This is a genomic window from Methylobacterium endophyticum (assembly GCF_050591105.1).
GTDB lineage: Bacteria > Pseudomonadota > Alphaproteobacteria > Rhizobiales > Beijerinckiaceae > Methylobacterium.
On the sequence record NZ_JBNHES010000001.1, the window covers coordinates 120,836 to 147,636 of the forward strand.

Genomic DNA, 26,801 nt, shown 5'->3' on the forward strand with positions numbered 1-26,801 from the left:
CGGCGAACTTACTTCGGTCTCGCGCCGGTGAGCATCTCCCCGACCCAGACCCCGCGCCGGACATGGTCGGCCAGGATGTCGGTGAGCAGCGTGCCGGCGAGCCTCGCCGCCCGCGAGACCGGCCGGTCGGAGGGGTATGAGAGAACGAGCCGGCGCGTCGGGGCCGGGTCCACGATCGGTGCCGCCGTCAGCCGGCCGGCGGCCACGTCGTCATGGATCGCGGCGAGCGACAGGATCGTGCGGCCGTAGCCCTGCCGCACCAGATCCTTCAGGGCGGTGTAGCTGTCGGTCTCCACGGGCACATCGAGCACGCAGCCCGCTTCCTGCGCGAAGCGGTCGAGGATGCTGCGCAGCCCGTGCCGGGCGCTCGGCAGCAGCAGCGGCTCGCGCGCGGCGTCGGCGAACCTGACCGGCCGCTCGCTCGACAGCCCCGCCTCGGGCGCGCCGATCAGGAAGAGGCTCTCCTGCATCAGCGGCTCCGAGCGCAGGGCGCGGGTGGCGCGCGGATCGTAGAGCACGGCGACGTCGATCTCGCCGCGATGGAGCCAGTCGAGCAGATAGCCGGTGTAGCCGCTGACGAGCTGCACCTTCAGGCCGGGATGGTCCTTGCGGAAGGCGGCCACCAGCGGCACCGACACCACATGCGCCACCGTGGGCGGCACGCCGACCGCCACATGGCCGCGCAGGGCCGAGTCGGGACCGGCGGCGCTGGCCTTCAGCTCGTCGAGCTCGGCGAGGACGCGCTGCGCGTGCAGAAGCACGTCCCGCCCCGGCTCCGTGATGACCATGCCGCGCCCGTGCCTGTCGAACAGGCGCAGGCCCAACTCCTCCTCCAGCAGCCTGACCTGCCGGCTCAGCGCTGGCTGCGCGATCCGCAGGCGCCCGGCCGCCTTGCTGAGGCTGCCCAGCTCGGCGACGTGGACGAAGGTTCTGAGCTGGGCGATGTCCATGCAAGCTATATCATTGCGCTATAGCTGATCGATGTAAATTGCTGACGTGCGATAGCGTGCGGCGCGGTAGAAGCGGCCCTCCCTCAGGAAGGATCAGCCGTGACCACCGCCAGCCCCGCCGCCGATGCCGCCCTGCGGCCGGCCCTCCCCTCCGATCGGACGCCCGCCGCGAAGGCACGGCCGATCGCCTCGGCTCCCGTCTGGGTCGAGCGCGGGACGCCGGCTTACGGGCGCATCAGCGTGGCGCTGTTCCTCGCCGGGTTCTCGACCTTCTCGCTGATCTACGCGGTGCAGCCGCTGCTGCCGGGCCTCGTCGGCGAGTTCGGCATCGGCCCCTCGGAAAGCTCGCTGGCGCTCTCGCTCACCACGGGCTTCCTGGCCCTCGCCATCCTCTGCGCCGGGGCGCTCTCGGAGACGGTGAGCCGGCGGGGGCTGATGTTCGCCTCGATGACGGGGGCGGCGCTCCTGCATATCGGCAGCGCCGTCTCGCCGAGCTGGCATGCGGTGCTGGCCCTGCGCGCGCTGGAAGGCTTCGTCCTCGGCGGCGTGCCGGCGGTCGCCATGGCCTATCTCGCCGAGGAGATCGATCCGAAGGCGCTCGGCGCGGCCATGGGGCTCTATATCGGCGGCACCGCCTTCGGCGGAATGATGGGCCGCGTCGGCATGGGCCTGCTCACCGAGTTCGCGTCCTGGCGCGTGGCGCTCGGCACGCTCGGCGTGATCGACCTGATCGCCGCGCTCGGCTTCGTCGCCCTGCTGCCGCCCTCGCGCAACTTCGTCCGCCGCTCGGGCGTGCCCCTCGTCCATCACCGGGATGCCTGGCTGAAGCATCTGCGCAATCCGGGGCTGCCGCCGCTCTTCGCCGTCGGCTTCCTCGTGCTCGGCGCCTATGTCTGCATCTTCAACTACCTGACCTTCCGGCTCTCGGCCGCGCCCTACGGGCTGGGACAGGGCCAGATCAGCGCGATCTTCACGGTTTTCCTGTTCGGCATCGTCGGCTCGACGGCGGCGGGTTCGCTGGCCGACCGGCTCGGGCGGGGGCCGGTGCTGATCGTCGGGGTGCTGACCATGGCGGCGGGAACCGCGCTGACGCTGCTCGATTCGCTGCCCGGCATCCTCGCGGGCGTCGTCGGGGTGACGGTGGGGTTCTTCATCGCGCATTCCGTCGCGAGCGGCTGGGTCGGGCGGGTCGCGGCGGGCTCCAAGGGGCACGCCTCCTCGCTCTACCTCCTCGCCTATTATCTCGGCTCCAGCCTGGTGGGATCGGCGGGCGGATGGTTCTGGTCGGCCGGCGGCTGGAGCGCGGTCGCCGCCTTCGACGCCGTCCTGCTCGCGCTGGCGGCGGGGATCGCGGTGCGGCTCTGGGCCATGGAGCGGGCCGCCGGTTGAGCCTGCCTCGGGATCGCGCAGAACCCGCCGCGTCGATCCGCGTTGGTCCCTCAAAGCTCGGGAGCCGGCCCCGCCGGTTTCCGTGAGGACAGCGGGGGACACGCATGAAGGCCCTGACGGAAGCACAGGTCGAACGCGAGCCCGACGCCGTGGCAGGCCGGGCGCTGCTCGAGGAGCGGCTGTCCCGCTACGGCGAGGCGGAGGTCGCCGCCTTCTGGGCGGCGGTGCGCCGCTGCTATGCGGGCGCCGCCGGCACGGACGCGGCCGGCTCCCGCTGAGCCCCGCCTTAGACCGGCAGCGGCGCCCGGCCGCCCGCGTAGCGCGTCAGCGCGGCGATGCGGTCGTCCACGGAGGGATGCGTCGCGAGGAGGTCGGAGAACCCCGAGCGCGGGTTGTCGACGCACAGCTCCATGACGCCGGACGGCGCGCGCGCCAGCTCCCCCCGGCCGGAGATCTTGAGGAGCGCCGTGATCATCGCGTCGGGGTTCTTGGTGAGCTCCACGGCGCCCGCGTCGGCGATGTACTCCCGCGAGCGCGACAGGGCGAAGCGGATGAGCTGCGACAGCAGCCAGACCAGCGCGATCAGCACGAAGCCGATGATGATCGCCGGCAGCGCCCCGCCCTTCCTGTCGCCGCCGCCCCCGGCCCTGAACGGCCCCCGGAACGCCATCTCGCCGACGAAGGCGAAGATGCCGGCGATGACCACGGCGATCATCATGGTGCGCACGTCGTCGTTGCGGATATGCGTCAGCTCGTGGGCGAGCACGGCTTCCAGCTCGCGGTCGTCGAGGGCCGCCATCAGCCCGCTCGTCACCGTCACCGCGTATTGTTGCGGGTTGAGGCCGGTGGCGAAGGCGTTGAGCGCCGGATCCTCGACGATCCGCAGGGCCGGCATCGGCAGCCCGCGCGAGATGCAGAGGTTTTCGAGAAGCCGGTAGAGCCGGGGCGCCTCCTCGCGCGTCACCGACGCCGAGCCCACCGTCCGGTCGATGATGGCCTGATGGATGTGGTAGGCCACGAACAGCCAAAGGAAGGCGCCGGCGAAGCTCAGCGGCGCCAGCCAGATCAGGTCGTGCGCGGCCGCCGTCAGGTAGCTCGACAGACCGGGCCGCATCCCCGCCGGCAGATGTCCCGAGAGACCGCGCATCACGAGCGCGATCCCGTAGGCCAGCACCAGCACGAGGCCGAACAGGCTCGCCACCAGGACCCGAGAGCGGACCTCGTTCGCCCTCACATGGGTGTAGAGGCCGAAAGCCGGCAGCATGGCCGTTCTTTCAGAACGCGACCGGGGGCGGCGCGTCGAGCGCCTGCCGCTGCGTCTCGCCGACATCGAAGAAGGCGTGCGGCGTGAACCCCATGCGCCCGGCGAAGAGGACGGCCGGGATCGCGGCGATGGCCGCGTTGTACTCGGCCACCGTGTTGTTGAAGAAGCGCCGGGCGGCGGCGAGCTTGTTCTCGATGTCGGAGAGATCGCCCTGGAGCGCCTGGAAATTGGCGCTGGCCTTCAGGTCCGGGTAGGCCTCGCCCAGCGCCACCAGCCGGCCGATGGCGCCCTGAAGGGCCGCCTCGCTCTGCGCCTGCTGGTTCGGTCCCTGCGCGCCCAGCGCCGCGTTGCGGGCCTGGATCACCGCGTCGAGGGTGCCGCGCTCATGCGCCGCGTAGCCCTTCACGGTCTCCACCAGGCTCGGCACGAGGTCGTGCCGCTGCTTCAACTGGACGTCGATGTCGCCGAAGGCCTGGGCCACGCGCTGCCGGAGCGCCACCAGCCCGTTATAGGTCACGACGAGCCAGATCAGAGCCGCGACCAGCGCGACGACGACGAGCCACTTCATCCCGATCGCTCCCCTGCGCGGCATCGAGCGGCCGCGCGGCAAGCTCTAGCATGCCGGGACGGGCGCGCCGTGCGGGCCGGCACGCTGAGCGGTCAGGCGGTGCGGACGCTCCGGCGCTTGTCCGCGGCGCCGACTCGCATCAGCACCAGCATCACGGCGATGGTGGCCAGATAGACGAGGCCCTGGAAGGCGCTCGGCCGGTCGGTGTAGCCCACGAGCGCGTGGAGGACGCGGCCCGGCAGGCTGTTCTCGGGGAGCCAGGCGGAGCTGTTCCAGAGCGTCTGGTCGAGCACCGTGACGACGCCCGCGTTCGACAGGAACTGCGCCGCCTGCGCCGCCAGCCCCGCCGCCAGGAACACGATGAGCGCGCTCGTCACGGAGAAGACGTAGCGGCTCGGGATCGCGGCGAGCCCGAAATAGCTCACCGCCGAGAGCAGTGCCCCCGCGCCGACGCCGGCCAGCGCCCCGATCTGCAACTCGGTGCTCGACGCGCCGGAGGCCACGAGGCCGTAGAGGAAGAGGACGAGTTCCGCGCCTTCGCGCAGGATCGCCGCGCCGACGACGATGGCAAGCGCGGCGGCCGAGCTCCGGCCGCTGCGCACCGCCTCGCCGGCCGCGCGCAACTCGCCTGCGAGCTCGCGGCCGTGCTTGGCCATCCAGGTGTTGTGCCAGATCAGCATCGCGACGGCGAAGATCAGCACCCCGGCATTGAGCAGGTCCTGGCCGGTGCCCTCGAAGGCATCGGAGATCTTTTCCGCGAACAGCGCGACCAGGGCGGCCCCCGCCAATCCGCCGACGAGGCCGAGCCCGATCCAGCGGCCGCGTCCGGGGATGCCACGGGTCGCGGCCATGACGATGCCGACGATGAGCCCGGCCTCGATGACCTCGCGGAAGGCGATGATGAAGGCGCCGATCATGCGCGGGTTCCTTTGGGTTGGGCGGGCGCGCGCATCACCAGATCCAGAACAGCAGCACCCAGTTCGCCACGCTCACCCCCGCCGCCGCGACGATGGCGAGCGTCGCCGCGATCCGGCGCAGGCCGCCGGAGGTGAGCCCGGCCACCTGCCAGGCCAGCACGCCGCTCCACAGGGTGGCGCCGGCGAGCAGCGCGGCGCGCATCTCGGGGACGTAGGGCACCGGGAGGCGCTCGCCCTTCAGGAAGGTGACGGTGAGCGCCGAGAGCCCGAGGAAGACGCCGCAGCCGGCGATGGGGATCAGCGTCTGCACGAGGTGGTGGAAGCGCGCCTCCGACCACGGCCCGAGCGCCCGCGTCGCGAGACCGGCGAGGACCGACAGCGCCAGCCCGATCGCCACCGTCGCGGCGGCGATGTAGGCGAGCAGCAGGACGCCGTCGAGCAGCGTCATCACGTCGTTGTGCTCGGGATAGTTGGTCAGCACGAACCAGGGCAGGCTGGTCTCCAGCGGCCAGGAGACGCCGCGCTCGATCAGCCAGGTGGCGAGCGCCTGCTTGGCCGCGATGAACCAGGGGCTCGACGACCACTGGAAGGCGCCGACCGCCAGGCCGCTCATGCCGAACAGGATCAGCACCGTCTGCTCGCGGCTCGGCTCGTGGCCGGCCACATGCACGATCTCGTGGTTGGGCGAGCGTCGCGCCAGCCGCACGGCGCCGCGATAGCCGCTGCACCGCCCGCACATATGGCAGGCGCCCGAGCCCTTCATCTGCTTCACCGCCACGAGCGGCGCGCAGTTGAACGCTTTTTCGCGCGGGGGTTTAGGAGAGGAGGCCCAGGCGGCGCCGTCGACCTGGAAGCTGACCGGGGCGAGCTTGGAAAGAACCGCGAAGACGCCGTTCACCGGGCAGAGATAGCGGCACCAGACCCGCTTGTTGCGGCCGTAGAGCAGCCCCACGACCACCGCCGCCAGGGTGGAGCCGCCGAGCACGGCGAGCACCGGCTTCGGATAGCCGTAGACGCTGACCATCTGGCCGTAGACCGTGGTGCCGGCGAAGGCCAGGAAGGGCCAGCCGTTCCAGGTGAGCCAGCGCGGCACGGCGCGCCCGAGGCTCCAGCGGCTTGCGACCTCCGTGAGCGTGCCCTCTGGGCACATGACCCCGCACCAGACGCGCCCGACGAGCACCATGCTCACCAGCACGAAGGGCCACCAGATGCCCCAGAAGGCGAATTGCGCGGCGAGCGTCAGGTTGTCCCAGATATGCGCCGTGCGCTCGGGCAGCGGCAGGAAGGCCGGCACCGCCACGAGCACGAGGTAGACCGCGACGATGACCCACTGCACGGCGCGGACGGCGGCGCCGTGCCGGCGCAGCCAATCCCCGGCCCGCGCGAGCCGGACGTCGATCCAGGCGTCGCCGCGGACGCCGAGGGCGGCGATGCCGGCCATGCCCTACTTCGCCACCAGGGTCGCCTTGGCCTCGGGATGGAAGTCGTCGAACACCGCGTAGCTGCCCGGATCGACGGTGCGGAAGACGATGGACGAGGTGGCGCCGGCGGCGAGCGCCTTCTCGCGCTTGAGTTCTGTGCTCTCGAACTCCACCGGCGTGGTGCCGGTATTGGTGATCTCCAGCTTGAAGCGGGTGTTGGCCGGGACCTCGATGACCGAGGGGACGATCACCCCGTCGCGCATCTCGACCTTGATCACCGGCATGTCGTCGGCGCGCGCGGGGGCGTGCCCCGCGAGCAGCACCAGGGCGGCAGCGATCGCGAAAAGGATGCGGCGCAGGCCCACGTCAGTAGGCGCCCTTCTTGCCGGTGCCGGCGAAGGTGAAGTCCTGCACGAGGTCGAAGGGCTTGAACCATTCGGCGACGCCGGTCTCCTTGTCGACGTGGCGGCCGAAATGCGAATGCGGGCCGGGGGGCGCCACGGTGAGCTTCAGGCGGTAGCGGCCGGGGCCGGCGAGCTTGACGTTGTCGCCGTAATGCGGCCCGTCATTGGCGACCATCTGCATCAGGCTGCCGGAGATCTTCGTGCCCGTGGGCGCGTCGCCCTCGAGCTTGGTCAGCTCGAAGCTCACCTCCAGCGCGGGCACCCAGTCGCCCTCGGCGAAGCCGTTGGCGTTGTCCTTGGCGGCGTGGATGTCGGCCTCGAGATGGATGTCCGATTCGGCCGCCGCGCGCATCATGCCCGGCGGGTCCATCTCGATGGGCTGGAGATAGACGGCGCCGACCTCGACGCCGTTCTTCACGACATGCGGCCCGATGGGCGTCTCCTTCGCGAGCGCCGCGACGGACGACAGGGCGAGGGCGGCGGCGAGGCCGAGGCGGAAAGCGGCGTTGCGCATGATGGAGGTCGATTAGACCCCGGCGCACCGCGTTGAAAGAGGCAAAGACGTCACATTCCTAGATCGGAATCATTCTAATTCCAGTATCGCCCATGCATCGCTCCTGTAGAACGGCGGCCAAGGCATGAAATGCCGCCGCTTTCGACTGGGAGGGTGGCCGAACATCCCGGTGCGGGGCTCACTCTTCGCGCGTCCGGGCCGCGGCCTCAGCGCGGCAGGCCCGGTATGCGCGGGGCGCGGTCCGAGCCGTCGATGAACTCGAAATTCTCCGAGCGGTTCAGGGTGTGGAGGCGCGAGCCGCGCCAGGACGGGCCGGCGCGCAGCACGGTCTCGACGGTCTGCGCGTAGCCTTCCCGGTCGAGCCGGTCGATGCGCGCCAGCGCCAGGGCATTGCCGTAGCCGAGCGTGCAGTCCTGGACCGGGCGGATCAGCTTGCCGTCCCGCGCCACGATCCGCCCCGCCGGCCGGGCGGAGGCGATGTCGACGAGGACCGGGTTGGCGGGATGCGGCGTCCAGGGCCCCCGGAAATCCGGCGCCGACCAGAGATGCAGCGCGTCCGAGAAGGAGCCGCCGCCATAGGGCGCCTGCGCGCGGGCGTCGCAGACGGTGGCGAACATCCACCACAGGCCGCCATGCTCGAGCAGGGTCGCGTCGCTCGCGACGAGGCCGGAGACGAGGGTCGCCTCCTTGACCCAGCCGCCGGGAAAGGCAGTGGCGCGGTAGAGGTCGATGCTCTCCCCGGCCCCGCTCTCGGGCACCATCCAGAGCGCGCCTTCGCGCGCGAACACGAAGGGATAGGAGAGGTGGTGCGCCTCCTCCAGCACCGGCTCGGGGCGCCCGCGCGGCCCCTCGGGCCCGAAGCGCAGCGCCGAGATGACGCCCTTGCCCGTGCCGTGGGGATATTCCTCCACGAACACGAAGCGCTCGCCGTCCCGCTCGATCGGGAAGGGATCGGCGTAGAAGCGCAGGCCGTCGTCGGGCAGGTCCGTCCAGCCGGAGGCCGGATGGCGGCGCAGGTCGATCAGGTCCGGCCCGTCGAGCCGGCGCCAGCCCACCCGCCAGTGGGGGGCGTGGTAGCAGAGGTGATAGAGGCGCTGCATCACGAAGCGGGCGGCGAGCTTCGCCCCGTAGCGTCCGACCCCGTGGGACGACAGGACGGGAACCGCTGCCGCCGCCGGCAACACGGCGCCGGCTCCGGTGCCGGGGGTGCCCGCGAGGACGGCCGGCAGGAACGCGAGGGCCCGGATCAGCGCATCGCAGAAGGAGGGCAGCACCAGCCCGCGCCGCTCGGTGCCGACCCGGCCGGAGGCGAGGACGCGCCCTCCCTCCACGAAGGCGACGACGGGCGTCTTGCCGGCGAGAAGGCTGGCCAGAAGGGCGGGCTCGCCCGCGCCGCCGTCGAAGGTCAGCCGCGCGACCCTGTCGGCGGCGTCCTCCGGGACGTCTCCGCAGAGGTCGAGGATCAGGTCGGGCCGTCCCTGCGCGTGTCCGGCATGGGCGGCGAGCGCCCCGTCCTCGGCGGGGGCGGCGGCGTTGACGCGCGGCACCCGCGCCAGCAGGGCCTCCAGCGAGAAGAGCAGGTCCGCGTTGTCGGGCCAGCCGGCGGGGCCGGGGCGCGCATCGACCTCGACGGTGGTGCCGTCCCGCCGCGCGATCCGGTCGAGAAGCAGGACGTGCCAGCGCCGTGGCCTGCTCCCGTCGAGACGAACCCTGACCCGCATCCTGCCCCACCCCCCGGCGGCGTTTCCCGGCGCGTCCGACCCGCCGTTCACCGTCACGCTTCTATAGAATCGACAAAGGATAACGAGCGTTTATTCGCGGGGGCTCTCCGCCGCGTAACCGGAACTTGCCCATTGTCGTGTTACGCACAGTGTCGAGAAGGCTGCGTTGGAGTTGGTGACACACTAGTCGCGGGTCCGCTACTGCGCGGGACAGGCTGTCGCCGGCATCGCGTGCGTCTCTTGCAGTGTACGGGGAGAGGGTCGTCCCGATGACCCACCCTGAAACAACGATGGTCAGGCGTGACACAGATCGACAGACCCATCGCCGTCGCCAACTGGATGGAGCCGCCCGGAGCGGAGCCGTTCCATTCCGGCTCGACCGATACCACCGCCGACGTCGCCGATCTCGGCCGCATCCTCCTGCGCCGGCGCGCCCTGATCCTCGGGACGGCGGCGCTGCTCGGTCTGCTCGCCACCCTCTACGCCGTCCTGACGCCCTCGCTCTACACGGCCGTCTCGCAGATCCTCGTCGACCCGCGCGACCGCCAGGTCGTGACCAACGACGTCAATCCCGGTGCGCTCTCGCCGGACGGCGGCGTCACGCAGGTGGAGAGCCAGGTCCGCGTCATCGAGTCGGAGGCCGTGCTCGGGCGTGCCGTGGCCGAGACCGGGCTGGCGACCGATCCGGAATTCGGGGCGCCGGCCGACGGGCTCGTGGCGAGCACGGTCCGCTCCCTCCGCGCCAGGCTGTTCGGCGACGCGGGCGCCCCCGGCGTCGACCCGCAGCAGCGCGCCCTCGATGCGCTCCGCCGCAAGCTCGCGGTGAAGCGCGCCGACAAGGTCTTCGTGATCGACGTGATCGTCACCACCAAGAACCCGGACAAGTCGGCCCGCATCGTCAACGCCATCGCCAAGGCCTATCTCGCCGACCAGACGAGCGCGCGCGCCCAGGCCGCCGACCGCGCCTCGGGCGACCTGCGCGCCCGGCTCGACGACCTGCGCACCGCCGTCAACAAGGCCGACGACAAGCTCGAGGCCTTCAAGGCCGAGAACGGCCTGATCTCGTCGAGCGGCCGGCTCGTGGGCGAGCAGCAGCTCACCGAATCGAACGCCCGGCTGGTGGCGGCGCGCGGCCGCACCGCCGAGGCCAAGGCGCGCCTCCAGGGCATCCGCGACGCGCGCGGCCGGGCAATGTCGGGCGCCACGCCGGAGGCGATCCAGTCGACGGTGATCGAGCGCCTGCGCTCGCAATACGCCGAGCTCGCCAGCAAGGAAGCGGACCTGCGCACCAATCTGGGCGAGCGCCATCCCTTCATCGCGGCGACGCGCACCCAGATGGCCGACGTCAAGCGCCTGATCGACGCCGAGCTCAACCGCATCGCGGAGGCCGCGCAGACCGAGTACCAGCGCGCCCAGGCGAACGAGGCCACCGCGGCAGCCGAACTGGAGCGCCTCCAGAAGGTCTCCGCCGTCACCGCGAAATCGACCGTGCGCCTGCGTGAGCTGGAGCGCGAGGTCGAGGCGAGCCGGGCCGTCTACAACAGCTTCCTGCTGCGCTCCCGCGAGATCAAGGAGCAGGCCGGCGTCGACACCACCAACGCCCGCGTCATCTCCTGGGCCCAGCCGCCGCAGGATCGGAGCTGGCCGCCGCGGTTCTTCATCATCATGGCGGCGCTTGCCAGCGGCGCCGGCCTCGGCGTCGGCCTTGCGCTGATGAAGGAATATGTCGAGCCCACCGTGCTCTCGCGCAACCAGCTCGAACGGCTCTCGCACGCCCCCGTGGTGGCGATGCTGCCGCGTCTGCGCCGCCCGGCGGACGGCAGCAGCGCGACGGCGGCGAGCTTCGCCCTCGACCATCTCTCCGGCGGCCGGCGCGGGGCGCATGAGAGCCGCTCGCTGAGCGTCGTCGTCACCTCCGGCTCGGCCGACGCCGCCGACCGCCGCAGCGCCATCGACCTGCTCGCCGCCGTCGCCGTGGCGCGGGGCGACCGGGTGCTCGTCATCGACGCCGATATGCGCGGCGCCGACCCGCGCGACGGCGGCCTGCTCGACATCCTGCGCGGCGAGGAGAGCCTGCACGCCGTCTCGACCCAGGACCCCGTGACCGGCGCCCGCCGGCTCGGGCTCGGCCGGACCGGCAAGCCCCTGCGCGACGCGCTCCAGCACGAGAACGTCGAGCGCTTCCTGCTCGCCGTGAAGAGCCGCTTCGACCTGATCCTCGTCAACGGCGGCACGCTGTCCGAGAACCTGCGCATCGGCCCGATCGCGGCGGCCGCCGACCGGCTGGTGGTGGTGGTCCGCAACGGCCAGACCCGCCAGCGGGACCTCCTCAGCATCGTCGACGCCGCCGTCGCCCTGGCCCGGCCGGTCTCGGCCTCGCTGCTCGTCGACGGACGGGCCGCCGCGTGAGCCTGGGCGCCGGCCTGCGGGGGGAGGTGCCCTTCTCCCGCGCCGCGCCCCGGCGCTCGGGCCTCGCCTCCCGGATCGAGACGCTCGGGCTCTACCTGCTCGCGGTGCTGGTGCTCGGCGTCTCGGGCGGCATGCTCTGGACGATCGGCCTGAACTACGAGGGCCTGACCGGCTCCGCGCCGCAGAAGATCCACCCCTCGACCTATCTCGCGGTCCTGCTGCTCGGCTGGGTCATGCTGCGCGCCGGCAACCCCGTCGCCTACGCGGCCCGAGCGGTGAGGACGCATCCGGCGAGCGTGCTGATCGCGGCCTGCGGCGTCGTCCTGCTGCTGCTGATCGCGGCGCGCGGGGGCGCCGGGCTCGCGGGCTCCATCGACACCTTCGTGCTGCCCGGCCTCGTGATCGTCCTGATGGCGGACCGCGACGCGCCCACCATGCGGCGGCTCGAATGGCTGGTCCATGCGGTGATGCTCGCCAACGCCGTGCTCGGCCTGGTGGAACTCGCCTCCGGGCAGCGCTTCTTCCCCTTCCGCCTCGACGGCCAGGTCTTCGAGACCGACACCCGCTCGGCCGCGCTCCAGGGCCATCCGCTCGCCAACGCCACCATGACGGCCTGCTACGTGCTGATGCTCGTCACCGGCGGCGGCACGCTCTCCCCCGTGAAGCGCATCGCCATGATCGGGGTGCAGCTCGTGGCGCTCGTGACCTTCGGCGGACGCTCGGCGACGGTGATCGCGCTCGTCTTCGGGGCAGCCTACGCCTTCATCCCGCTCCACCGGACCCTGATCTCGGGCCGCATCCCGATCCTCGGGGCGGCGGCGCTGGTCTTCCTCGTCACGCTGGTGCCCATCGGCATCGGGGCGCTCGCCGCGACGGGGTTCTTCGACGCGCTGATGGCCCGGTTCGTGTCGGACGGCGGCAGCGCCGCCGCCCGCGTCGGCATGTTCTCGATCTTCGACCGGCTGACGCTGGGGGACATCGTCGTCGGGCCGGACCTGCAACTGGTCGAGTCCCTGCGCCGGATCGAGGGGCTCGAATGGGGCATCGAGAACCCGATCATCCACAACGTGCTCTACCACGGCGCCTTCATGACCGGCGTCGAGATCGTCGCGATCACGCTGTTCCTGCGCGAGGTGGCGAAGGCGTGCCGGCCGGGGCTGGCGCTGCCGATCATCGCCTTCGTGATCCTGGTGAACGGCTTCGAGAGCTTAGGGGGCAAGACCACCATGCTGGCGAAGTTCGCGCTGATGCTGCTGGTGCTCTACCGGCCCGCCGTGGAGAGCCGGATCAGGGCGGCAGCGTCAAGCCGAGCGCGGCGATGATCGCGGGGTCGAGGCGCCGGCTCGCCTCGTCCATGATCCCTAAGCCGTCGAACAGGTTGTGGAGCGCCCACGGGAAGCCGGCGGCCTCGGCGGCTTCCCGCATGTCCTTGAGGTAGCGGGCCCGGTCGGGGGCGTCGGAGGCGGTGTAGCGCGCGTCGGTCTTGAGCGCCCCGAACTCGCCCAGCAGGATGTGCTTGGGCGCGATCGCGTAGATGTCGGCCCAGGCCAGGACCGGCGCGAAGACGCGGTCGATGAAGCCCCGGTCGGGGGCGGCCGCGAAATACTCGGCGAGCTTGGCCTGCGTCGTCGCGTAGGCCGCTTTCTTCTCGGCCTCGGTCCGCTCCGTGTCCGCCCGCATCCGGGCCCGGACCCGCGACAGCGTCTCCTCCAGCGTGCCCTTCGCGCCCGGCCAGGGCACCCCGGTCAGCGAGCGGTAGACGGGCTCGTTCACCCAGGGCGCGCCCTGATGCGTGAACAGGTAGGGCTCGTAGCAGTGGAAGGTGAAGAGCAGCGGCGCCAGCGTCTTCAGCGGCGTCGGGTCGAGGGCGGCGAGCCCCGAGACCATGCTGCCGCAGGCCCCCGTGGCGATCAGCGTCAGCCCCGGCGCCTCCTTGCGGGCCGCGTCGAGGAGGCCGTGCTGGATGCGCTCCCAGCTTCCCGCGCCGCAGGATTGGGGCGGCTCGTTCACCGGCTCGAGGGCGATGCGGCCGGGCGCGCGGGTCCCGAAGCGTTTCGCGAAGGTGGCGACGAGGGCGCGGAAGGGCGCGAGCAGCGGCGCCCGCTCGGAGCCGTAGAGATTCTGCGGCGTGTAGTAGTGGGTCGCGGCGTTGCCCTGGAGGTTGAGGACGACGCTCATCCCCGTGGCCAGCACCGTGTCGACGGCGGTGCCGACCTCGCCCAGCAGGATCTCCCGCTGCGCGCCGGAGAAGGCCAGGAACGGGCCGGGGTCGAGGGGCAGGCGCACGAAGTCGAACCCGGCCGCCGCGAGCTGCCGGATGTCGGCGGCGGTGGGCACCGGCCTGTCGGTCTGGAAGGGCGGCCAGTCGTAGTCCCGGCGCGGCGCCGGCAGCTCGCGGGTCAGGGAGAACCAGGGCCAGACGTTGATGCCGCGCTTCAGCGCCATCGGCGCCGGAGCCTCCGCCGCTCTTGCCGGGGCGGCGAGCGAGGCGGCGAGGCCGCCGAGGATCAGGGCGCGGCGGTGGGGCTCGGTCACGGCCTTCGCGGTCAGCCGATGCGGGTCGGCACGCCGCCGGACAGGCGGCCCATCTCGGGATCGGCGGCGATCGCGGGGCTGTGGCCTCCGAGCGCCCGGATCTCGCTCTCGTAGCGCCCGAGGATGGAGGGCCAGTCGAAGCGCAGCGCCTGCGCGCGCGCCGCCTCGCGGGCTCCGGCGACGACCGCCTCGCCGTCGATCACGGACGCGATATGCGCCTCGCAGGTCGCGACGTCGGAGAAGTAGAGCTGCCCCTCCCCCGCCGTGCCGCGGTTGAAGGCGTTGTCGTGGGCGATGACGGCGTTGCCGGCCCAGAGCGATTCCACCAGCGACGGGTTGGTGCCGCCCACCGTATGCCCGTGGCAATAGGCGCGGGCATGGTAGCGCAGCGCCTTCACCAGCGCCGAATCGTAGATCGCGCCGGGGAAGATCACCTCGTCGCTCGCGGCGTCCTTGACCTTGCGGTGATAGGGACGGTTCAGGGCCAGCTCGCCGAGCACCACGAGCGTCATGCCGCGCGGTTTGCGCGAGAATGCTTCCACGAAGCTGAGGATGTTGTTGTCGGGCTCGATGCGGGCGATCGAGATGAGGTAGCGGTCCGGCGTCAGGCCCATGGCCTCGACCAGCGCCGGATCGGGGGTGCCGACCGGATCGCCGCCATAGGGGATCGTGACGATGGCCCTGCGCGGGCGCCGCGTGGCGAGGTGGTCGGCGATGGCCGGATGGTCGGCCACGAGCCGGTGCGACGACCAGGCCGCGATCCACTCGTTCAGCCAGAACCAGGCGCGCACCGGCATCGACCATTTCGGCCGCTTCCACTCGATCCCGTCCATGTTGGTCAGGATCGGCCGGCCGGCGAGGCGCAGCCAGGGCAGGAAGATCGCGCCGTTATAGCCGAGCACGAGGCAGACCCCGTCCCGCTTGGCGGCGTCGGCGGTGCAGAGCCAGTCGAACTCGAGGGTCGAGACCGGGCCCCTGTCGACGACCTCGATGGTGATGAGCTCGATGCCGTTCCAGCGCGACGAGGAGATGCGCTGGCCGACCGCCTCCACGTCCTTCTGGCAGTAGACGCCGACGTTCCAGCCGCGCCCGGCGAGATGCAGGGCGAGCTTCTCCGCGAAGGTCTCGAACCCGCCATGCGAGGCCGGGATTCCGCGCGTCCCGAGGATCAGGACCGTGGGTTTCGCTTCCGACACCGTGTCATCCTTCATGCGCGCGCAGGGCGGTTGTCATACGCCGTCCGGGTTACGGGAGCTTCAACGCAGCCTACGACATCCGCGCGGATCGGCGCGCGCTGCGCTCTACCGACCCCCGGCCGCCGGCTTAGCGGCGCCTTCACGTTTGCCCGGTAGGACGGGCGGGACGGCGGACGCGCGGAAGGAGCGCAGCGATGAGGCGCATCACCTGCGTCCACCAGGGCTACGAGCTCTACGGCTCCGACCGCAGCTTCTGCGAATCGGTCCGCGTGATCCGGGCGGCCTTCCCCGAGGCCGAGATCGACGTGGTGCTGCCGCGCGACGGGCCGATCGTGGCCGAGCTCGGGAGCGCCCCCTCGCGGATCGTGTTCGAGCCGCTCTGGATCCTGCGCCGGCGCGAGCTGCCGAGGCTCGCCACCCTCGGCATGCTGCGCCTGCCCTTCGCGATGGGGCGCGCCCTGCGCCGCATCCGGGCGAGCGACCTCACCTATGTCAACACCACCGTGGTGGCCGACTACCTGCTCGCGGCGCGGCTCTGCCCCGGCCGCGTGCTGCTGCATGTGCACGAGATCCCGGAAGGCGCCACCCGTGCGGTGCTGCGCACGCTGATCCGCTGGAGCGGGGCGGCGATCATCTTCAACTCCAACGCGACGAAGCGCGCCTACGGCCTGCCGGAGACGATCCGCTCGCGGGTCGTCTATAACGGCATCGCCGGACCGGAGCGCCCGAACGCCGCGCGCTATGACGGCTCGCGCCCGCTGCGCCTGCTGATGCTCGGCCGGATCAGCCGCATCAAGGGTCAGGACGTGCTGGTGGAGGCGATCCGCCTCCTGCCGCCGGAGGTGAAGGCCCGCCTGGAGGTGCGCATCGTCGGCAGCGCCTTCGAGGACGAGGCGCGCGAGCGGGCGCTGGCCGAGCAGGTCGCCTCGGCCGGGCTCGGGTCGGTGGTGAGCCTGTCGCCCTTCGTGGACGACCCTTCCCCGCTCTACCGCTGGGCCGATGTCGTGACGGTGCCCTCGCAACTGCCCGAATCCCTCGGCCGCGTCGCCATCGAGGCGCTGGCCCACGGCATCCCGGCGCTGGTCTCGAATATCGGCGGCCTCACCGAGATCGTCGAGGACGGGCGTTCCGGCTGGATCGTGCCGCCGGGACGCGCCGACGCCTTGAGCGAGGCGCTGGCGCGCATCGTCACGGAGCCGGCGGCCTGGGCCGCCTACCCCGCCGCCGCCCGCGCCCGCTACGAGACGGTCTTCGCCGAATCCGCCGCCGCCGAGGGCATCGTCGCGATGCTGACGGCGGTGCGCGACGGGGCCGCTCCGGCGGCGGCCCGGCCGCTCCCGGCCGCCGCGCCCTGAGGCGGGACGGACGGGCTCAGCCACGGGTGCCGGCCGGCAGCGGGTCGACGTCGACGCGCGCGGCCTCCATCGGCGAGGCGGCGGGCAGCCCGGCGCCGAGGGAGCGGATGGCGAAGGCGCGCGCGCACCACACCGCCGTCACCATCTCCGAGACGAGCAGGCCGATCAGCGCATAGGCCGGCAGGGTCGTCATCAGGATCGGGATCATCACCGCGAAGCCGAGCCCGGCGCTGACGATCGCGCCGTAGGCGATCGCCCGGAAGGCCGCCGCCGCCTCCAGGAAGGCGCGCGGGATGGCGTAGAGCAGGGAGGCCGTCACCACGCTCCAGACGCCGAGCCCGATGAGGTTCATCGGCTCGTGCAGGAAGCGGCCCTTGAACAGGTAGTGCTCGATCGCCGGCAGGCAGAGCCACATGCCGGCCCCGTATACGATGCAGCCGAGCCCGATGATGACGGTGCTGCGGATCACGAGATGGCGGGCTCGGTCGAGCTTGCGCTCGGCGAGCAGCGTGGTGATCTCGGGAAGCACCATGTTGGTGAGCGCGTTCGTCGGGATGCGCAGGGGCGCGAACAGCACCAGCGTCGCCGCGATCGGCGCGTAGGCCGCCGGGCCGGCGATGAGCGCGAAGAGCAGCGTCAGCCCCTGGCCCTGGATGTTCGTCGAGGTGATGCCGACCAGCGACCAGACCAGGGTCGGCCAGATGCTGGCGTAGCGCCGGCGCAGGCTCGGGCGGAAGCGTAGGCGCACCGGCTGGCGCAGCGCGCCGTAGGCGACCACGATGCCCACCGCATGGGCCGAGGCCAGCGCCAGGAAGGCGTGGTCGAGCAGCGTCACCCCGCCCCCCGGCCCGAGCAGCATGATCCCGCCGAACACCGCCCCCGACAGCGCGTAGGCGATGTCGCTCAGGCCGGCGATGCGGGAGGAGGCGCGGGCGAGCAGCACGATCCGCAGATAGCTGCGGAAGGCGTAGAGGGCGATGAACAGGCCGCCCATGGCCGCGCCCGTGCCGAGCTCCGGCACCAGGAAGGCGGCGACCAGCGCCCCCATCCCCGTGGCGACGAGGGTCGCGGCGGCGCCGAAGGTGGCGTCGTGCCCGAGTTCCGCCGCGCGGCCGAGGCTGCGCGAGAGAAAGAGCGTCGCCGGCACCGCGACCATGGAGCGGATATAGGTGATGCCGATGCCGCCCACCGTGAACACGATGGCGAACAGCCCGTAATCGTGCGCGCTGAGCTCGCGCACGAGCGCGACGTTCACCGCGAAATGGAACAGGCTCTGGATCAGCTCGCCGGACAGGATCACGGCGAAGCGGGCCGACAGGCCGCCGGGCTTGAGCCGCATCACGCGTCCTCCCCCGTGCGGGGCGGGACGGGCGGCGGGGGCGAGGCGGTCCGGTCTGAGCGGGTCATGGAACAGAACTGTCCTGCGATGCGACACTTGAGCTTGTGCTGGGGTGAGGATTGCAACCTGCGGGCCGTGGCTTCGCCGTTGCGTGGTCGGGCTTCGAGACGCGCCGACGCGCGGTCATCCGTCTCGGAAAGGGACTGACGTGGATACTGTGGGACATTTCTCGCCCGGTCGTGACGACCCGTCCGCCGGCGGTGTGCCCGTGCAGGACAGTCCCGTCCCGCTGCCCGCCGCCCCGAAGCGGCCCGGCGTGCGCTGCCGTCGCATGACCGATGCCGATGCCGGCCCCCTCTCCGCGCTTCTCGCCCGCGGCTTCCCGCAGCGCGACGCCGCCTCCTGGGCGGCGGTCCTCGCCCTCCTCTCGGCCTATGCCGCCGGCAACGGCCTTCCGGCGCCGGGCCTCGTGCTCGAATCCGCCGGTGAGCTGGTGGGCGTGCTTCTCGCCATCCTCCGGCCGCAGGCGCTCGGGCCGGCCCGCTGCAACCTGTCGAGCTGGTATGTCGAGCCGGATTTCCGCAGCTACGCGCCGCTGCTCGTCGCCGCCGCCACGCGCGACAAGAGCGTGACCTATGTCAATATCTCCTCGCAGCGCCATACCCGCCCGACCATCGAGGCGCAGGGGTTCCGGCGCTACGCGGACGGCGTCTTCTTCTGCGCGCCCCTCGCCGCCCTCCATGCGCCCCGGCGCGTCCGCGTGGTGGAGGGCGAGCCGCCGGCGGGCGTGGCCGTCGATCCCGCCGATCTCGCGGTGATGCGCGACCACGCCCCCTTCGACTGCCTGCCCGTCTGGTGCGTCGCGGACGGCCGCGCCCATCCCTTCCTGTTCCTGCGCCGGAGCGTGGCCGGCGGGCGCGTGCCCGTCGCGCATGTGGTCTATTGCCGGGACACGGCCGATCTCGCCCGCTTCGCCCGCCCCCTCGGCCGCTTCCTGGCGCGGCGCGGCATGCTCGCGATGATGGTCGACGCCAACGCTCCGCTGCCCGGACTGCCCGGCCGCTTCCTCGCCGGGCGCATGCCGAAATACGCCAAGGGGCTCGACACGCCCCGCCTCGGCGACCTCTCCTATACCGAGGCGCCGTTGTTCGGCTCCTGAGCCCGAGTACAGGCAAGACGAGCCGCGCCGGTCTCGGCTTGTGGAAACGGCGTAACACTGCACACGCGCCGGCGGCTCCCTCGGCTTGACGGAGTCGGGTCCGCATCGTCTAACCGGACGCATGCGGCCGGGGGGCCGGCAGACGCGGCCGCCGCAGGACGCCATGACGACGATGACTCGGGCCCTGCGCGTATCATGAGACTCCGCGCGACCCTCGTGGCCGGTGCCCTCGTCGCCGGCCTCGCCGTCGCGGGGGCTGTGGCCTGGCCGCTCCTGTCGCAGCGCATCGTCGCGGAGGTGGAGAGCCGCCTCTCGCGCGAGACCGGGCGGACCTGGCGGGTCGCGGGCGGCATCGGCGCCGGCCTGTCGCCGATGCCCTACGTGACCCTGCGCGACATCGCGACGAAGGACGAGCCCGGCGGCTATTCCGCCGCGATCCGGGAGTTGCGTCTCTCTGGCGCCTTCGCCCTGCTGCTCGACGCCTCCGCCGGCTCCGTCCACGCCGTCATCGACGATCTGCGCCTGCGCCTGCCCGTGAACGGGGCGCTTCGCCTGTCGGGCACGAAGCCCGGCCGGGCGCTCGACGGGATCAAGGCCGTCAAGATCGCCCTCGAGGGCGCCGATGCGGCGCTGGCCGACGCCGATACGGTGCTCGTCCTCACCCTGGCCAGGGCCGACGCCGCCATCGATCTCGGCGCCAATGCCGGCCGCACGGCGATCCGCGCCGGGTTCGACGGGCGCGACTACGCCGCCGCCATGGAGCTCGACCTCGCGGCCTCCGGCTCCAGCCCGTTGCGCCTGTCGGTGACGCCGAGGGCGGGCGGCCATACCCTCGCGGCCGGCGCCACCGCCGTGCAGCTTCCCGGCGGCCTGAAGCTCGACGGGGTGACGGGCACCTTCGACGGCGAGCCCTTCTCCGGCTTCGTCTCGGTGGAGGACGGCGGCGCGCGCCCGCGCCTCGGCCTCGACCTGCGGCTCAAGGCGCTGGCCCTCACCGACGCGGATGCCGCAGCCGGCAGCCGGCCGCGCTCGGGCGGGGCGGGGCTCGTCGTGCCGGTGCGGACGGACATCGTGCCGGACCCCAAATGGTTCGCGACCTTCGATGCCGCCGCCGCGCTCTCGGTCGGGCGCCTCGCCGTCGGGCCGATGAGCGTCGAGGGCGTCGCCGCCAAGATCGCCGTGAAGGACGGCAGCCTCGACGCGGCCTTCACCGCCGAGAGCGTCTACGAGGGCGGGGCCCGTGCCCGCTACGTCCTGGCGCCGGCCGGCAAAGGGGACGCGCTGCATCAGGTCAGCCTGTCGCTCACCAATATCCGGGCCGCCCCGCTGCTCTCCGACCTCGCGGGCGTGCGCGCCATCGACGGGACGGGGACGGCGCGGATCGACGTGCAGGCGCAGGGGCTCAGCCTCGACGCCATCCTCAAGGGGGCCAAGGGCGCCGCCGACATCCGTCTGGCGAACGGGCGCATCGACGGGCTCGACGTGGCGAGCCTCGCCGGGCTGATCCCCCTGGACAACGCCTCCGGCGAGCGCGCCAGCGGGCTCGTGACCGCGTTCAGCAGCCTCGGCGGCTCCTTCCGCGTCGCGGACGGGAAGGCCGTCACCGACGATCTCGCGCTGAAGACCAACCTGCTCGAAGCCAAGGGCGCCGGCAGCATCGACCTCGTCGGCAGGAGCCTCGACATGCAGCTCAAGCCGACCCTCGCCGTGCCGGGGCGCAGCCGCCCCAACGGCCGCGGGGGCTTGAGCGTCCCGGTCCATGTCAGCGGCCCCTGGACCGGACCGGCGGTGTCGGCGGATTTCTCGGGCGTCATGAACGACCCGCAGGGCGCCCTCGGCGCGCTCCAGGAGCTCGGCGGCAGCATCCTCGGCGGCCAGGGGCTCGGCGGCAGGGGCTCGCCGGGCCAGGGCCAAGGACAGGGTAATGCGGGGCCGGACGGCGACCCGCTCGGCGAGGGCGGCCTCGGGGGCCTGCTCGATGCGCTGATGGGGCAGAAGCCAGCCCCGCGGCAGGGGCGTCCGGGCGCCGGACGGCCGTGAGAATACGCAGCATCTTGGAGCGAGAGGACCGCGATGGGCGAAGGGGTTCGGGCATGAGGCGGCCGCTGCTTCGTCTCGCCTCGGCGCTCGCCGCGCTCGCGCTTTCCTGTCCGTCCGGGGCCCGCGCGGCCGGGGACGAGGGGCGCGCCGACGTCCTGTCTGTGAGCGTCACCAGGGCGCGCAGCATGTGCTTCGAGGACCGAGTCGAGGTCACGGGCACGCTGGTGCCGCGCCAGCAGGCCGATGTCGGGCCCGAGCGCGAGGGCTTCAAGGTCACGCAGGTTCTGGCGAGCCCGCTGGACGAGGTCACGGCCGGACAGGTCCTCGCCCGGCTCCAGCCCCTCGACGGCGGCTCCGGCGCCGCGACCTCGGTGGCGGTGCGCTCGCCGGTCTCCGGCATCCTCCTGCGCAGCGGCGCCGTCGTCGGGATGCCGGCCTCCTCGCGGCTCGGGCCGCTGTTCCAGATCGTCGTCGGCGGCGATTTCGACCTTCAGGCCGAGGTGCCCCTGCCCGATCTCAAGAAGCTCGCCACCGGCCAGGACGTGACCGTGCGCCCCCTCGGCCTGCCGGAGATGGCGGCCAAGGTGCTGCGCGTGGAATCGGGGGCCGACGCCGCCTCGCAGCTCGGCCGGGTCCGCATCGGCCTCTTCGCCGGGGGCGAGGTCCGCGTCGGGACCTTCGCGCGCGGCGTGGTGGTGGTGGCCAAGCGCTGCGGCGTCGGCGTGCCCTACTCCGCCGTGATGTACGAATCCGACGCCACCATCGTGCAGGTGGTCAGCGACGGCCGCATCGAATCGCGCCAGGTCGCCGTCGGCCTCCTGTCGGGCGACAACGCCGAGATCCGCTCCGGCGTCGGCGAGGCCGACCGCGTCGTGGTCCGCGCCGGCCCGTTCGTCCGGGAGGGCGATCCGGTCAAGCCGATCGAGATCAAGGCCGAGATCAAGGCGAAGTGAGGGATCGGGGCGGCCCGAGCCTCAGACCACGCCGAGGCGCTTCCAGACCGGCAGCTTCTCCGCCTTGAACACCGCCGCCTCGGCGGTGATGGCGGCGAGGCGCGCGGCGGCGTCGGTGATCGGCTTGCCGTCCTTCATCCAGTTGATGCCGAGCCGTTGCATCGTCTGAGCGACGGACTGGGCAATGCCCTCCGGCGTGTCCTGCTTGGCCGCGGTGACGGCCGCGAGCATCAGGAGGTCCGAGTGCTGCACCTGCACGCCAGAGCCGCAGGCGGGTGCCGCCAGGAAGGAATAGACCCGTCCCTGGAGCATGCGCTCGACGATCACCCGGTTGAGGCGCTGGGCCGGCTTCACCTCCGGCGCGGGACCGGCCGGGACGGCCTGCACCTGCCCGCTATGGACGAGGAGGGTGACGGCCTGGAGGGCGGCGTTGATGCCGCCCTGCTTGAACGCCGGCAGCGCCACGATCTCGCCGAAGCTCGCGGCCTTCGTCGCCAGGAGGTCGCAGACCGCGCCGTAGATCTCGGGGTTGCCGTCGAGGTCGCCGATGGGGCTCGGGAACTTGAAGTTCATCCGCGTGCGCGCCACCGTCGGGGCGAAGCGCAGGCCGAAGAGGTATTCGGTGTGCTCCGGCGGCGTCAGCGGGATCGCGCCCCGGCTGAAGAGATCGCGCCGGAACTGCTTGTTGGAGGCGATGTCGCGCAGGGTCTCCTTGAAGACCGGGTCCTGCTCGGCGCCGATGCGCGCGCGCGCCCCCTCCGGCAGGGACAGCGCGTCGATGTTCTCGATCAGCGTCGCCGAGCCGGCGAAGCCGAGCTTGGCGTGGCCGAACATCTCGGCCACGTCGGCGAAGTGGAAGATGAACCAGTTGGCGTTCAGGTATTCGTGCGCGAGATAGGAGCGGTCGAGACCGGCCATCTTCTCGACCCGCTGCTCCAGGGAGGGGTTCGCCCGGAAATACCCGGCGCCCTCGCCGATCAGGGCCTTCAGCAGGTCGAGCCCGGAGGTGGTCTGGAGGTCCGAGCGGGCGGCGGCGCGCTTGGCGTTCTCGTGCATCAGCCGCTGCATCGGCAGCACGGGGGCCCAGCCGGGCATGGCGTTGTAGGACACGTAGAGGAAGCCGCCGGGCTTCAGCCGCTTGCGGGCGATCTCGACGATCGCCTCCTGCGCCTCCACCGAGACCCAGGTGAGGATGCCGTGCAGCACGATGAGGTCGACGTCGTGCTGGCCCTCGCGCGCCTCGCGGGCGACCTCCTGGAAGCTCGCCTCGCGCAGGGCGATGTTGCCGAGATCGGCCGCCTCCACCAGCCCTCGGGCATGGGCGACGTGCAGCGGGTTGAAGTCGACCCCCTCGAACTGGATGCCGGGATTGGCCGCCGCCGCGATGACGAAGCCGAGCCCCATGCCGAAGCCAAGCTCCAGCACGCGCTTCCCCCCGCGATCGGCGGCGAACCTCCGGCCGACGCAGGCCGCCGCGAAGGCGATGTGGGAGGGCACCGTCTCGCGATAAAATCCCAGCGCGTACGGGATGTCGGCGACGTAACCCTCGGACCAGCCGCTCATGATCGCCAGACTTCGCTCCGTGGGCCGGCCTCGGGCGCGGGCGCCCGGACGGGCCGTAGCGTTACCGTCTCGCCGGCCGCCCGGCAATCGACGGCCAAGGTTCCTTCAAGCATTTCCGCGCGGGTCGAGACTTTCGAGGATCGCGAGATGCGACATTCCCGCTCGTCCCGCGCCGCGACTTGAATTTCGGCGCGGGAAAGCTGAATGCATGACGGTTGGCGCGTGTCCTGTCATGGTCGCGCGGTCGGGGCGGAGCGGTCGGGAGGGCTGCTTCCGCGTCCTCACGCCTTTCAATTGCGGCCGGAGCGGAAGAATGAGCGAAAGCCCGGAAACCGGGACTGTGAAACCCGCGGAAGGGTTCGAGTATTATGGCAATACCATTTACTGGAACAACTACGACCGCGTCTGCCAGATTCACAACACGCTCATCACCGGGCGCGAGGATCTCGACTGGTTCAGGTATCTGAAGCAGTCCTACGGCACCTTCGATCACGCCTTCTTCGTGAACTGCGGCAACGGCTGGGTGGAGCGCGACCTCTTCCGGATCGGCGCCATCCGCCGCGCCTCGGGCTCCGACATCAGCCCGGAGCTGCTGGAACAGGCCGCGAAGGAAGCCGCCGCCATCGGCCTGCCGGCCTCCTACGCGCTCGCCGACGTCAACGCCTTCGACGCGCAGGGCGCCACCTACGACCTCGCCGTGAATGTCGGCGCCATGCACCACGTCGCCTATATCGACCGCATGACCCGCGTCCTGGCGCAGATGCTCGGACGCGACGGCATCTACGCGACGTTCGACTATGTGGGCGCGCACCGCAACCAGTACTCCTGGGAGATGTGGTCGAAGATCGTCGAGATGAACAACACGCTGCCGCCGCGTTTCCGCATCGAGCTCCGCTATCCGAGCCTGCACGTCATGCTGCACACCGATCCGAGCGAGGCGGTCCATTCCGAGTTGCAGGAGGAGTGCCTGCGCCGTTATTTCGATCTCGAGCAGTATACGCCGCTCGGCGGCTCCATCGCCTACACCCTGCTCTATCAGAACCACGCCCTCCACGCGGCGCAGCACGAGCCCGAGGGCGCGGCGGTCATCGAGCGGATCATGGCCGCCGACGCCGCGCATCTGGAGCGGCATCCGCGGGACAACCTGTTCTCCTACTGGACGGCCCGCCCGAAGCGCGAGATGCCGAACCGGGCCGTGCTCGGGCGCTGGGAGAACGAGGAGCGCGCCCGCGAGGAGGCCGCGCAGCGCGACGCCGGCCGCTACTACCCCGCCGGGGCCCTGGAGATCCTCTACGGGGAGATGGAGGCCCTGCGCGCCCGCGCGGCCTCTTGACGGCCCTCGCCGGGCCTATCTGGTGCGGGTAGAGGGAATCGAACCCCCACGCCTTGCGGCTGGCGATTTTGAGTCGCCCGCGTCTACCAATTCCGCCATACCCGCGTCCGTTTGCCTCTTGGCACAGGTCGGCGGCGCGGGCCAGAGGGCGTGACGAACCCGCCGCCTGCGGCCAATGGTGTTGCGGGCGGGCCTCGCCTCCGCGCCGCGCCTGTGCTCAAAGGCGGGCGCCCTCCTCATCCCGGAACCGTCGGATCGATGCTGCGCCGCCTCTACGAGTGGATCCTCGCGCTCGCGGGCAAGCCGTCCGCGCCCTGGGCGCTCGCCGCCGTGGCCTTCGCCGAGAGCTCCTTCTTCCCGGTCCCGCCCGACGCGATGCTGGTGCCGATGACCGTCAGCCGGCCCGAGCGGGCCTGGCACTACGCCGCCATCGCGACGCTGGCCTCGGTGGCGGGGGGGCTCCTCGGCTATGCCATCGGCGCGCTGCTGTTCGACTCCCTCGGGCAGTGGCTGTTCAAGCTCTACGGGCTCGACGGGGCCGCCTCGACCTTCCGGGAATCCTACGCCCAGTACGGGCATTGGGTGATCCTGCTCAAGGGGCTGACGCCGATCCCCTACAAGCTCGTGACCATCACCTCGGGCTTCGCCCATTACAGCCTGTTCTGGTTCATGCTGCTCTCGGTGGTGACGCGCGGGGCGCGGTTCTTCCTGCTGGCGGCGCTGCTCAAGCGCTACGGCGTCTCGATCCGAGGCGTGCTCGACCGGCATCTCAACGTCGTCGCCGCGATCTCCGTCGCCGTGGTCGTCCTCGGCTTCGTGCTGTTCAAGCTGGTGCTCTGACGATGGCCGCTCTCCCGATCCCCGGCCGCAAGGGCGCCGCCCTCGTCGTGCTCGCAGGTGCCGCGCTGACGGTGGGGGGCGCCCTCGTGTTCCAGCACGGGCTCGGCTACGTGCCGTGCAAGCTCTGCCTGACCGAGCGGGTGCCCTATTATCTCTCGATCCCCCTGGCCGCGCTGGCATTCCTCCTGCCCGGACGCGCCGCGCGGCTCGTCCTCGGCCTGATCGCGCTGGTGATGCTCTACGGGGCCGGGCTCGGCGTCTATCACGCCGGCGCCGAATGGGGCTTCTGGCCGGGCCCGAGCGATTGCGGCGGCGGCAGCGGTCCGAACCCCGCCGATGTCGGCGATTTCCTCGACGCGCTGAAGACCACCCGCCCGGTGGACTGCACCGCCGCCGCCTGGCGCTTCGCGGGCATCTCGCTCGCCGGCTGGAACGCGCTGATCGCGGCGGCGCTGGCCGGGGTGGCGGGCGTCGCGGCGCTGCGCCGCTAGTTCCTGTCGTCGGGCATCGGCGGCAGGGCGGCCACCGCGATCCCCTCGTCGATGAGGGCGCGGGCTTCGTCCGGGCTCGCCTCGCCGTAGATCGCCCGGCTGTCCGTCTCCCCGTAATGGATCTTGCGGGCTTCTTCCGGAAAGCGCGGGCCGACATGCTCGGCCGTCGCCTCGACATGCTCGCGGACGGCCCGCAGCATCGCCCGCATCCGGCGCTCCGGTTCCGTGAGGACGGGAGCGGGCGTCGGTGCCGGTGCTTCCTCCGCCACCGCGACGGAGCGTCCGAGGCTCGGCGCCATCACCTGCTTCTCGATCAGCGTCGAGCCGCAATGCGGGCAGGAGACCAGCCCGCGTGCCGCCTGCTCGTCATACGAGCCGCTCGACGGGAACCAGCTCTCGAAGGCGTGGCCGTTCCCGCAGGCGAGGGCGTAGCGGATCAT

The 26,801-nt window shown here is 71.8% G+C and carries 24 protein-coding genes and 1 tRNA gene; 11 read left to right on the forward strand and 14 right to left on the reverse strand.

The window, feature by feature from the left end; translation table 11 throughout:
- Nucleotides 1-8 precede the first annotated feature (8 nt).
- Nucleotides 9-950: a LysR family transcriptional regulator gene (locus ACP56T_RS00575; protein WP_430910183.1), complete on the reverse strand. Its 942-nt coding sequence runs from the start codon at nt 948-950 to the stop codon at nt 9-11.
- Between the two features lie 99 nt (nt 951-1,049).
- Here ACP56T_RS00575 and ACP56T_RS00580 point away from each other — a divergent pair, with 99 nt between their 5' ends.
- Nucleotides 1,050-2,339, forward strand: coding sequence for an MFS transporter (locus ACP56T_RS00580; protein ID WP_430910184.1), 1,290 nt, complete (start codon nt 1,050-1,052; stop codon nt 2,337-2,339).
- 104 nt (nt 2,340-2,443) lie between these two features.
- Nucleotides 2,444-2,617 (forward strand): hypothetical protein, encoded by a 174-nt coding sequence (locus ACP56T_RS00585; protein WP_430910185.1) that lies wholly within the window; start codon nt 2,444-2,446, stop codon nt 2,615-2,617.
- An 8-nt stretch (nt 2,618-2,625) separates the two neighbouring features.
- On the opposite strand, the gene ACP56T_RS00590 is transcribed toward ACP56T_RS00585, so the two are convergent.
- From ACP56T_RS00590 to ACP56T_RS00620, 7 genes are all read right to left on the reverse strand, one after another.
- On the reverse strand, nt 2,626-3,603 hold the full coding sequence (locus ACP56T_RS00590; RefSeq protein ID WP_430910186.1) for a M48 family metallopeptidase: 978 nt from the start codon (nt 3,601-3,603) through the stop codon (nt 2,626-2,628).
- A gap of 10 nt (nt 3,604-3,613) precedes the next feature.
- Complete coding sequence (locus tag ACP56T_RS00595) at nt 3,614-4,171, reverse strand: LemA family protein (RefSeq protein ID WP_430910187.1); 558 nt, start codon at nt 4,169-4,171, stop codon at nt 3,614-3,616.
- A 92-nt stretch (nt 4,172-4,263) separates the two neighbouring features.
- Nucleotides 4,264-5,088 carry an FTR1 family iron permease gene (locus tag ACP56T_RS00600; RefSeq protein WP_430910188.1) on the reverse strand — a complete coding sequence of 275 codons (825 nt, stop codon included), beginning with the start codon at nt 5,086-5,088 and terminating at the stop codon, nt 4,264-4,266.
- Nucleotides 5,089-5,122: 34 nt separating this feature from the next.
- Nucleotides 5,123-6,529 carry a 4Fe-4S binding protein gene (locus ACP56T_RS00605; protein WP_430910189.1) on the reverse strand — a complete coding sequence of 469 codons (1,407 nt, stop codon included), beginning with the start codon at nt 6,527-6,529 and terminating at the stop codon, nt 5,123-5,125.
- Between the two features lie 3 nt (nt 6,530-6,532).
- Nucleotides 6,533-6,868, reverse strand: coding sequence for a cupredoxin domain-containing protein (locus ACP56T_RS00610; RefSeq protein WP_430910526.1), 336 nt, complete (start codon nt 6,866-6,868; stop codon nt 6,533-6,535).
- 7 nt (nt 6,869-6,875) lie between these two features.
- The gene (locus ACP56T_RS00615) at nt 6,876-7,427 is read right to left on the reverse strand and encodes an iron transporter (RefSeq protein ID WP_430910190.1); all 552 of its coding nucleotides are present in this window, start codon (nt 7,425-7,427) and stop codon (nt 6,876-6,878) included.
- 206 nt (nt 7,428-7,633) lie between these two features.
- The gene (locus ACP56T_RS00620) at nt 7,634-9,148 is read right to left on the reverse strand and encodes a glucosamine inositolphosphorylceramide transferase family protein (protein WP_430910191.1); all 1,515 of its coding nucleotides are present in this window, start codon (nt 9,146-9,148) and stop codon (nt 7,634-7,636) included.
- Nucleotides 9,149-9,448: 300 nt separating this feature from the next.
- Here ACP56T_RS00620 and ACP56T_RS00625 point away from each other — a divergent pair, with 300 nt between their 5' ends.
- Both ACP56T_RS00625 and ACP56T_RS00630 read left to right on the forward strand, forming a co-directional pair.
- Nucleotides 9,449-11,557 (forward strand): GumC family protein, encoded by a 2,109-nt coding sequence (locus tag ACP56T_RS00625; protein ID WP_430910192.1) that lies wholly within the window; start codon nt 9,449-9,451, stop codon nt 11,555-11,557.
- A complete protein-coding gene (locus ACP56T_RS00630) occupies nt 11,554-12,879 on the forward strand; it encodes a VpsF family polysaccharide biosynthesis protein (protein WP_430910193.1) in 1,326 nt (441 codons plus the stop codon). Before ACP56T_RS00625 ends, ACP56T_RS00630 begins: the two co-directional genes overlap by 4 nt.
- Here the strand turns inward: ACP56T_RS00630 and ACP56T_RS00635 are convergent.
- Both ACP56T_RS00635 and ACP56T_RS00640 read right to left on the reverse strand, forming a co-directional pair.
- Nucleotides 12,845-14,092, reverse strand: a complete 1,248-nt coding sequence (locus ACP56T_RS00635; RefSeq protein ID WP_430910194.1) for a glycoside hydrolase family 5 protein — start codon at nt 14,090-14,092, stop codon at nt 12,845-12,847. The two genes, ACP56T_RS00630 and ACP56T_RS00635, sit on opposite strands and share 35 nt — an antisense overlap.
- An 11-nt stretch (nt 14,093-14,103) precedes the next feature.
- A complete protein-coding gene (locus ACP56T_RS00640; protein ID WP_430910195.1) occupies nt 14,104-15,288 on the reverse strand; it encodes a DUF1972 domain-containing protein in 1,185 nt (394 codons plus the stop codon).
- Between the two features lie 194 nt (nt 15,289-15,482).
- Between ACP56T_RS00640 and ACP56T_RS00645 the strand changes: the two genes are divergently transcribed.
- Nucleotides 15,483-16,643: a glycosyltransferase gene (locus ACP56T_RS00645; RefSeq protein WP_430910196.1), complete on the forward strand. Its 1,161-nt coding sequence runs from the start codon at nt 15,483-15,485 to the stop codon at nt 16,641-16,643.
- Between the two features lie 16 nt (nt 16,644-16,659).
- Here ACP56T_RS00645 and ACP56T_RS00650 read toward each other — a convergent pair whose 3' ends face one another.
- A complete protein-coding gene (locus ACP56T_RS00650; RefSeq protein WP_430910197.1) occupies nt 16,660-17,982 on the reverse strand; it encodes an MATE family efflux transporter in 1,323 nt (440 codons plus the stop codon).
- 268 nt (nt 17,983-18,250) lie between these two features.
- Here ACP56T_RS00650 and ACP56T_RS00655 point away from each other — a divergent pair, with 268 nt between their 5' ends.
- The 3 genes from ACP56T_RS00655 (at nt 18,251) to ACP56T_RS00665 (ending at nt 22,134) form a co-directional block, all read left to right on the forward strand.
- Nucleotides 18,251-19,141: an acyl-CoA acyltransferase gene (locus ACP56T_RS00655; RefSeq protein WP_430910198.1), complete on the forward strand. Its 891-nt coding sequence runs from the start codon at nt 18,251-18,253 to the stop codon at nt 19,139-19,141.
- Nucleotides 19,142-19,336: 195 nt separating this feature from the next.
- Nucleotides 19,337-21,181, forward strand: a complete 1,845-nt coding sequence (locus ACP56T_RS00660; RefSeq protein ID WP_430910199.1) for an AsmA family protein — start codon at nt 19,337-19,339, stop codon at nt 21,179-21,181.
- A gap of 53 nt (nt 21,182-21,234) precedes the next feature.
- A complete protein-coding gene (locus ACP56T_RS00665; protein ID WP_430910200.1) occupies nt 21,235-22,134 on the forward strand; it encodes an efflux RND transporter periplasmic adaptor subunit in 900 nt (299 codons plus the stop codon).
- A 21-nt stretch (nt 22,135-22,155) separates the two neighbouring features.
- On the opposite strand, the gene ACP56T_RS00670 is transcribed toward ACP56T_RS00665, so the two are convergent.
- Nucleotides 22,156-23,697: a class I SAM-dependent methyltransferase gene (locus ACP56T_RS00670; protein WP_430910201.1), complete on the reverse strand. Its 1,542-nt coding sequence runs from the start codon at nt 23,695-23,697 to the stop codon at nt 22,156-22,158.
- A 340-nt stretch (nt 23,698-24,037) separates the two neighbouring features.
- On the opposite strand from ACP56T_RS00670, the gene ACP56T_RS00675 reads away from it, so the two are divergent.
- Nucleotides 24,038-25,030, forward strand: a complete 993-nt coding sequence (locus ACP56T_RS00675) for a class I SAM-dependent methyltransferase (protein WP_430910202.1) — start codon at nt 24,038-24,040, stop codon at nt 25,028-25,030.
- Between the two features lie 20 nt (nt 25,031-25,050).
- Here ACP56T_RS00675 and ACP56T_RS00680 read toward each other — a convergent pair.
- Nucleotides 25,051-25,135: transfer RNA gene (locus ACP56T_RS00680), tRNA-Leu, on the reverse strand.
- Between the two features lie 153 nt (nt 25,136-25,288).
- Between ACP56T_RS00680 and ACP56T_RS00685 the strand changes: the two genes are divergently transcribed.
- Both ACP56T_RS00685 and ACP56T_RS00690 read left to right on the forward strand, forming a co-directional pair.
- Nucleotides 25,289-25,870 (forward strand): YqaA family protein, encoded by a 582-nt coding sequence (locus tag ACP56T_RS00685; RefSeq protein ID WP_430910203.1) that lies wholly within the window; start codon nt 25,289-25,291, stop codon nt 25,868-25,870.
- Between the two features lie 2 nt (nt 25,871-25,872).
- Nucleotides 25,873-26,361 carry a disulfide bond formation protein B gene (locus tag ACP56T_RS00690; protein WP_430910204.1) on the forward strand — a complete coding sequence of 163 codons (489 nt, stop codon included), beginning with the start codon at nt 25,873-25,875 and terminating at the stop codon, nt 26,359-26,361.
- On the opposite strand, the gene ACP56T_RS00695 is transcribed toward ACP56T_RS00690, so the two are convergent.
- Entirely contained in the window at nt 26,358-26,801 is a 444-nt protein-coding gene (locus tag ACP56T_RS00695; RefSeq protein WP_430910205.1) for a DUF1178 family protein, read from the reverse strand. The two genes, ACP56T_RS00690 and ACP56T_RS00695, sit on opposite strands and share 4 nt — an antisense overlap.

Excerpts from the sequence above, each read along its gene's own strand:
- ACP56T_RS00575 (WP_430910183.1), bottom strand. The coding sequence starts at position 950 with ATGGACATCGCCCAGCTCAGAACCTTCGTCCACGTCGCCGAGCTGGGC.
- ACP56T_RS00585 (WP_430910185.1), top strand. The coding sequence starts at position 2,444 with ATGAAGGCCCTGACGGAAGCACAGGTCGAACGCGAGCCCGACGCCGTG.
- ACP56T_RS00590 (WP_430910186.1), bottom strand. The coding sequence starts at position 3,603 with ATGCTGCCGGCTTTCGGCCTCTACACCCATGTGAGGGCGAACGAGGTC.
- ACP56T_RS00595 (WP_430910187.1), bottom strand. The coding sequence starts at position 4,171 with ATGAAGTGGCTCGTCGTCGTCGCGCTGGTCGCGGCTCTGATCTGGCTC.
- ACP56T_RS00600 (WP_430910188.1), bottom strand. The coding sequence starts at position 5,088 with ATGATCGGCGCCTTCATCATCGCCTTCCGCGAGGTCATCGAGGCCGGG.
- ACP56T_RS00605 (WP_430910189.1), bottom strand. The coding sequence starts at position 6,529 with ATGGCCGGCATCGCCGCCCTCGGCGTCCGCGGCGACGCCTGGATCGAC.
- ACP56T_RS00615 (WP_430910190.1), bottom strand. The coding sequence starts at position 7,427 with ATGCGCAACGCCGCTTTCCGCCTCGGCCTCGCCGCCGCCCTCGCCCTG.
- ACP56T_RS00620 (WP_430910191.1), bottom strand. The coding sequence starts at position 9,148 with ATGCGGGTCAGGGTTCGTCTCGACGGGAGCAGGCCACGGCGCTGGCAC.
- ACP56T_RS00645 (WP_430910196.1), top strand. The coding sequence starts at position 15,483 with ATGAGGCGCATCACCTGCGTCCACCAGGGCTACGAGCTCTACGGCTCC.
- ACP56T_RS00650 (WP_430910197.1), bottom strand. The coding sequence starts at position 17,982 with ATGCGGCTCAAGCCCGGCGGCCTGTCGGCCCGCTTCGCCGTGATCCTG.
- ACP56T_RS00660 (WP_430910199.1), top strand. The coding sequence starts at position 19,337 with ATGAGACTCCGCGCGACCCTCGTGGCCGGTGCCCTCGTCGCCGGCCTC.
- ACP56T_RS00665 (WP_430910200.1), top strand. The coding sequence starts at position 21,235 with ATGAGGCGGCCGCTGCTTCGTCTCGCCTCGGCGCTCGCCGCGCTCGCG.
- ACP56T_RS00670 (WP_430910201.1), bottom strand. The coding sequence starts at position 23,697 with ATGAGCGGCTGGTCCGAGGGTTACGTCGCCGACATCCCGTACGCGCTG.
- ACP56T_RS00685 (WP_430910203.1), top strand. The coding sequence starts at position 25,289 with ATGCTGCGCCGCCTCTACGAGTGGATCCTCGCGCTCGCGGGCAAGCCG.
- ACP56T_RS00690 (WP_430910204.1), top strand. The coding sequence starts at position 25,873 with ATGGCCGCTCTCCCGATCCCCGGCCGCAAGGGCGCCGCCCTCGTCGTG.
- ACP56T_RS00695 (WP_430910205.1), bottom strand. The coding sequence starts at position 26,801 with ATGATCCGCTACGCCCTCGCCTGCGGGAACGGCCACGCCTTCGAGAGC.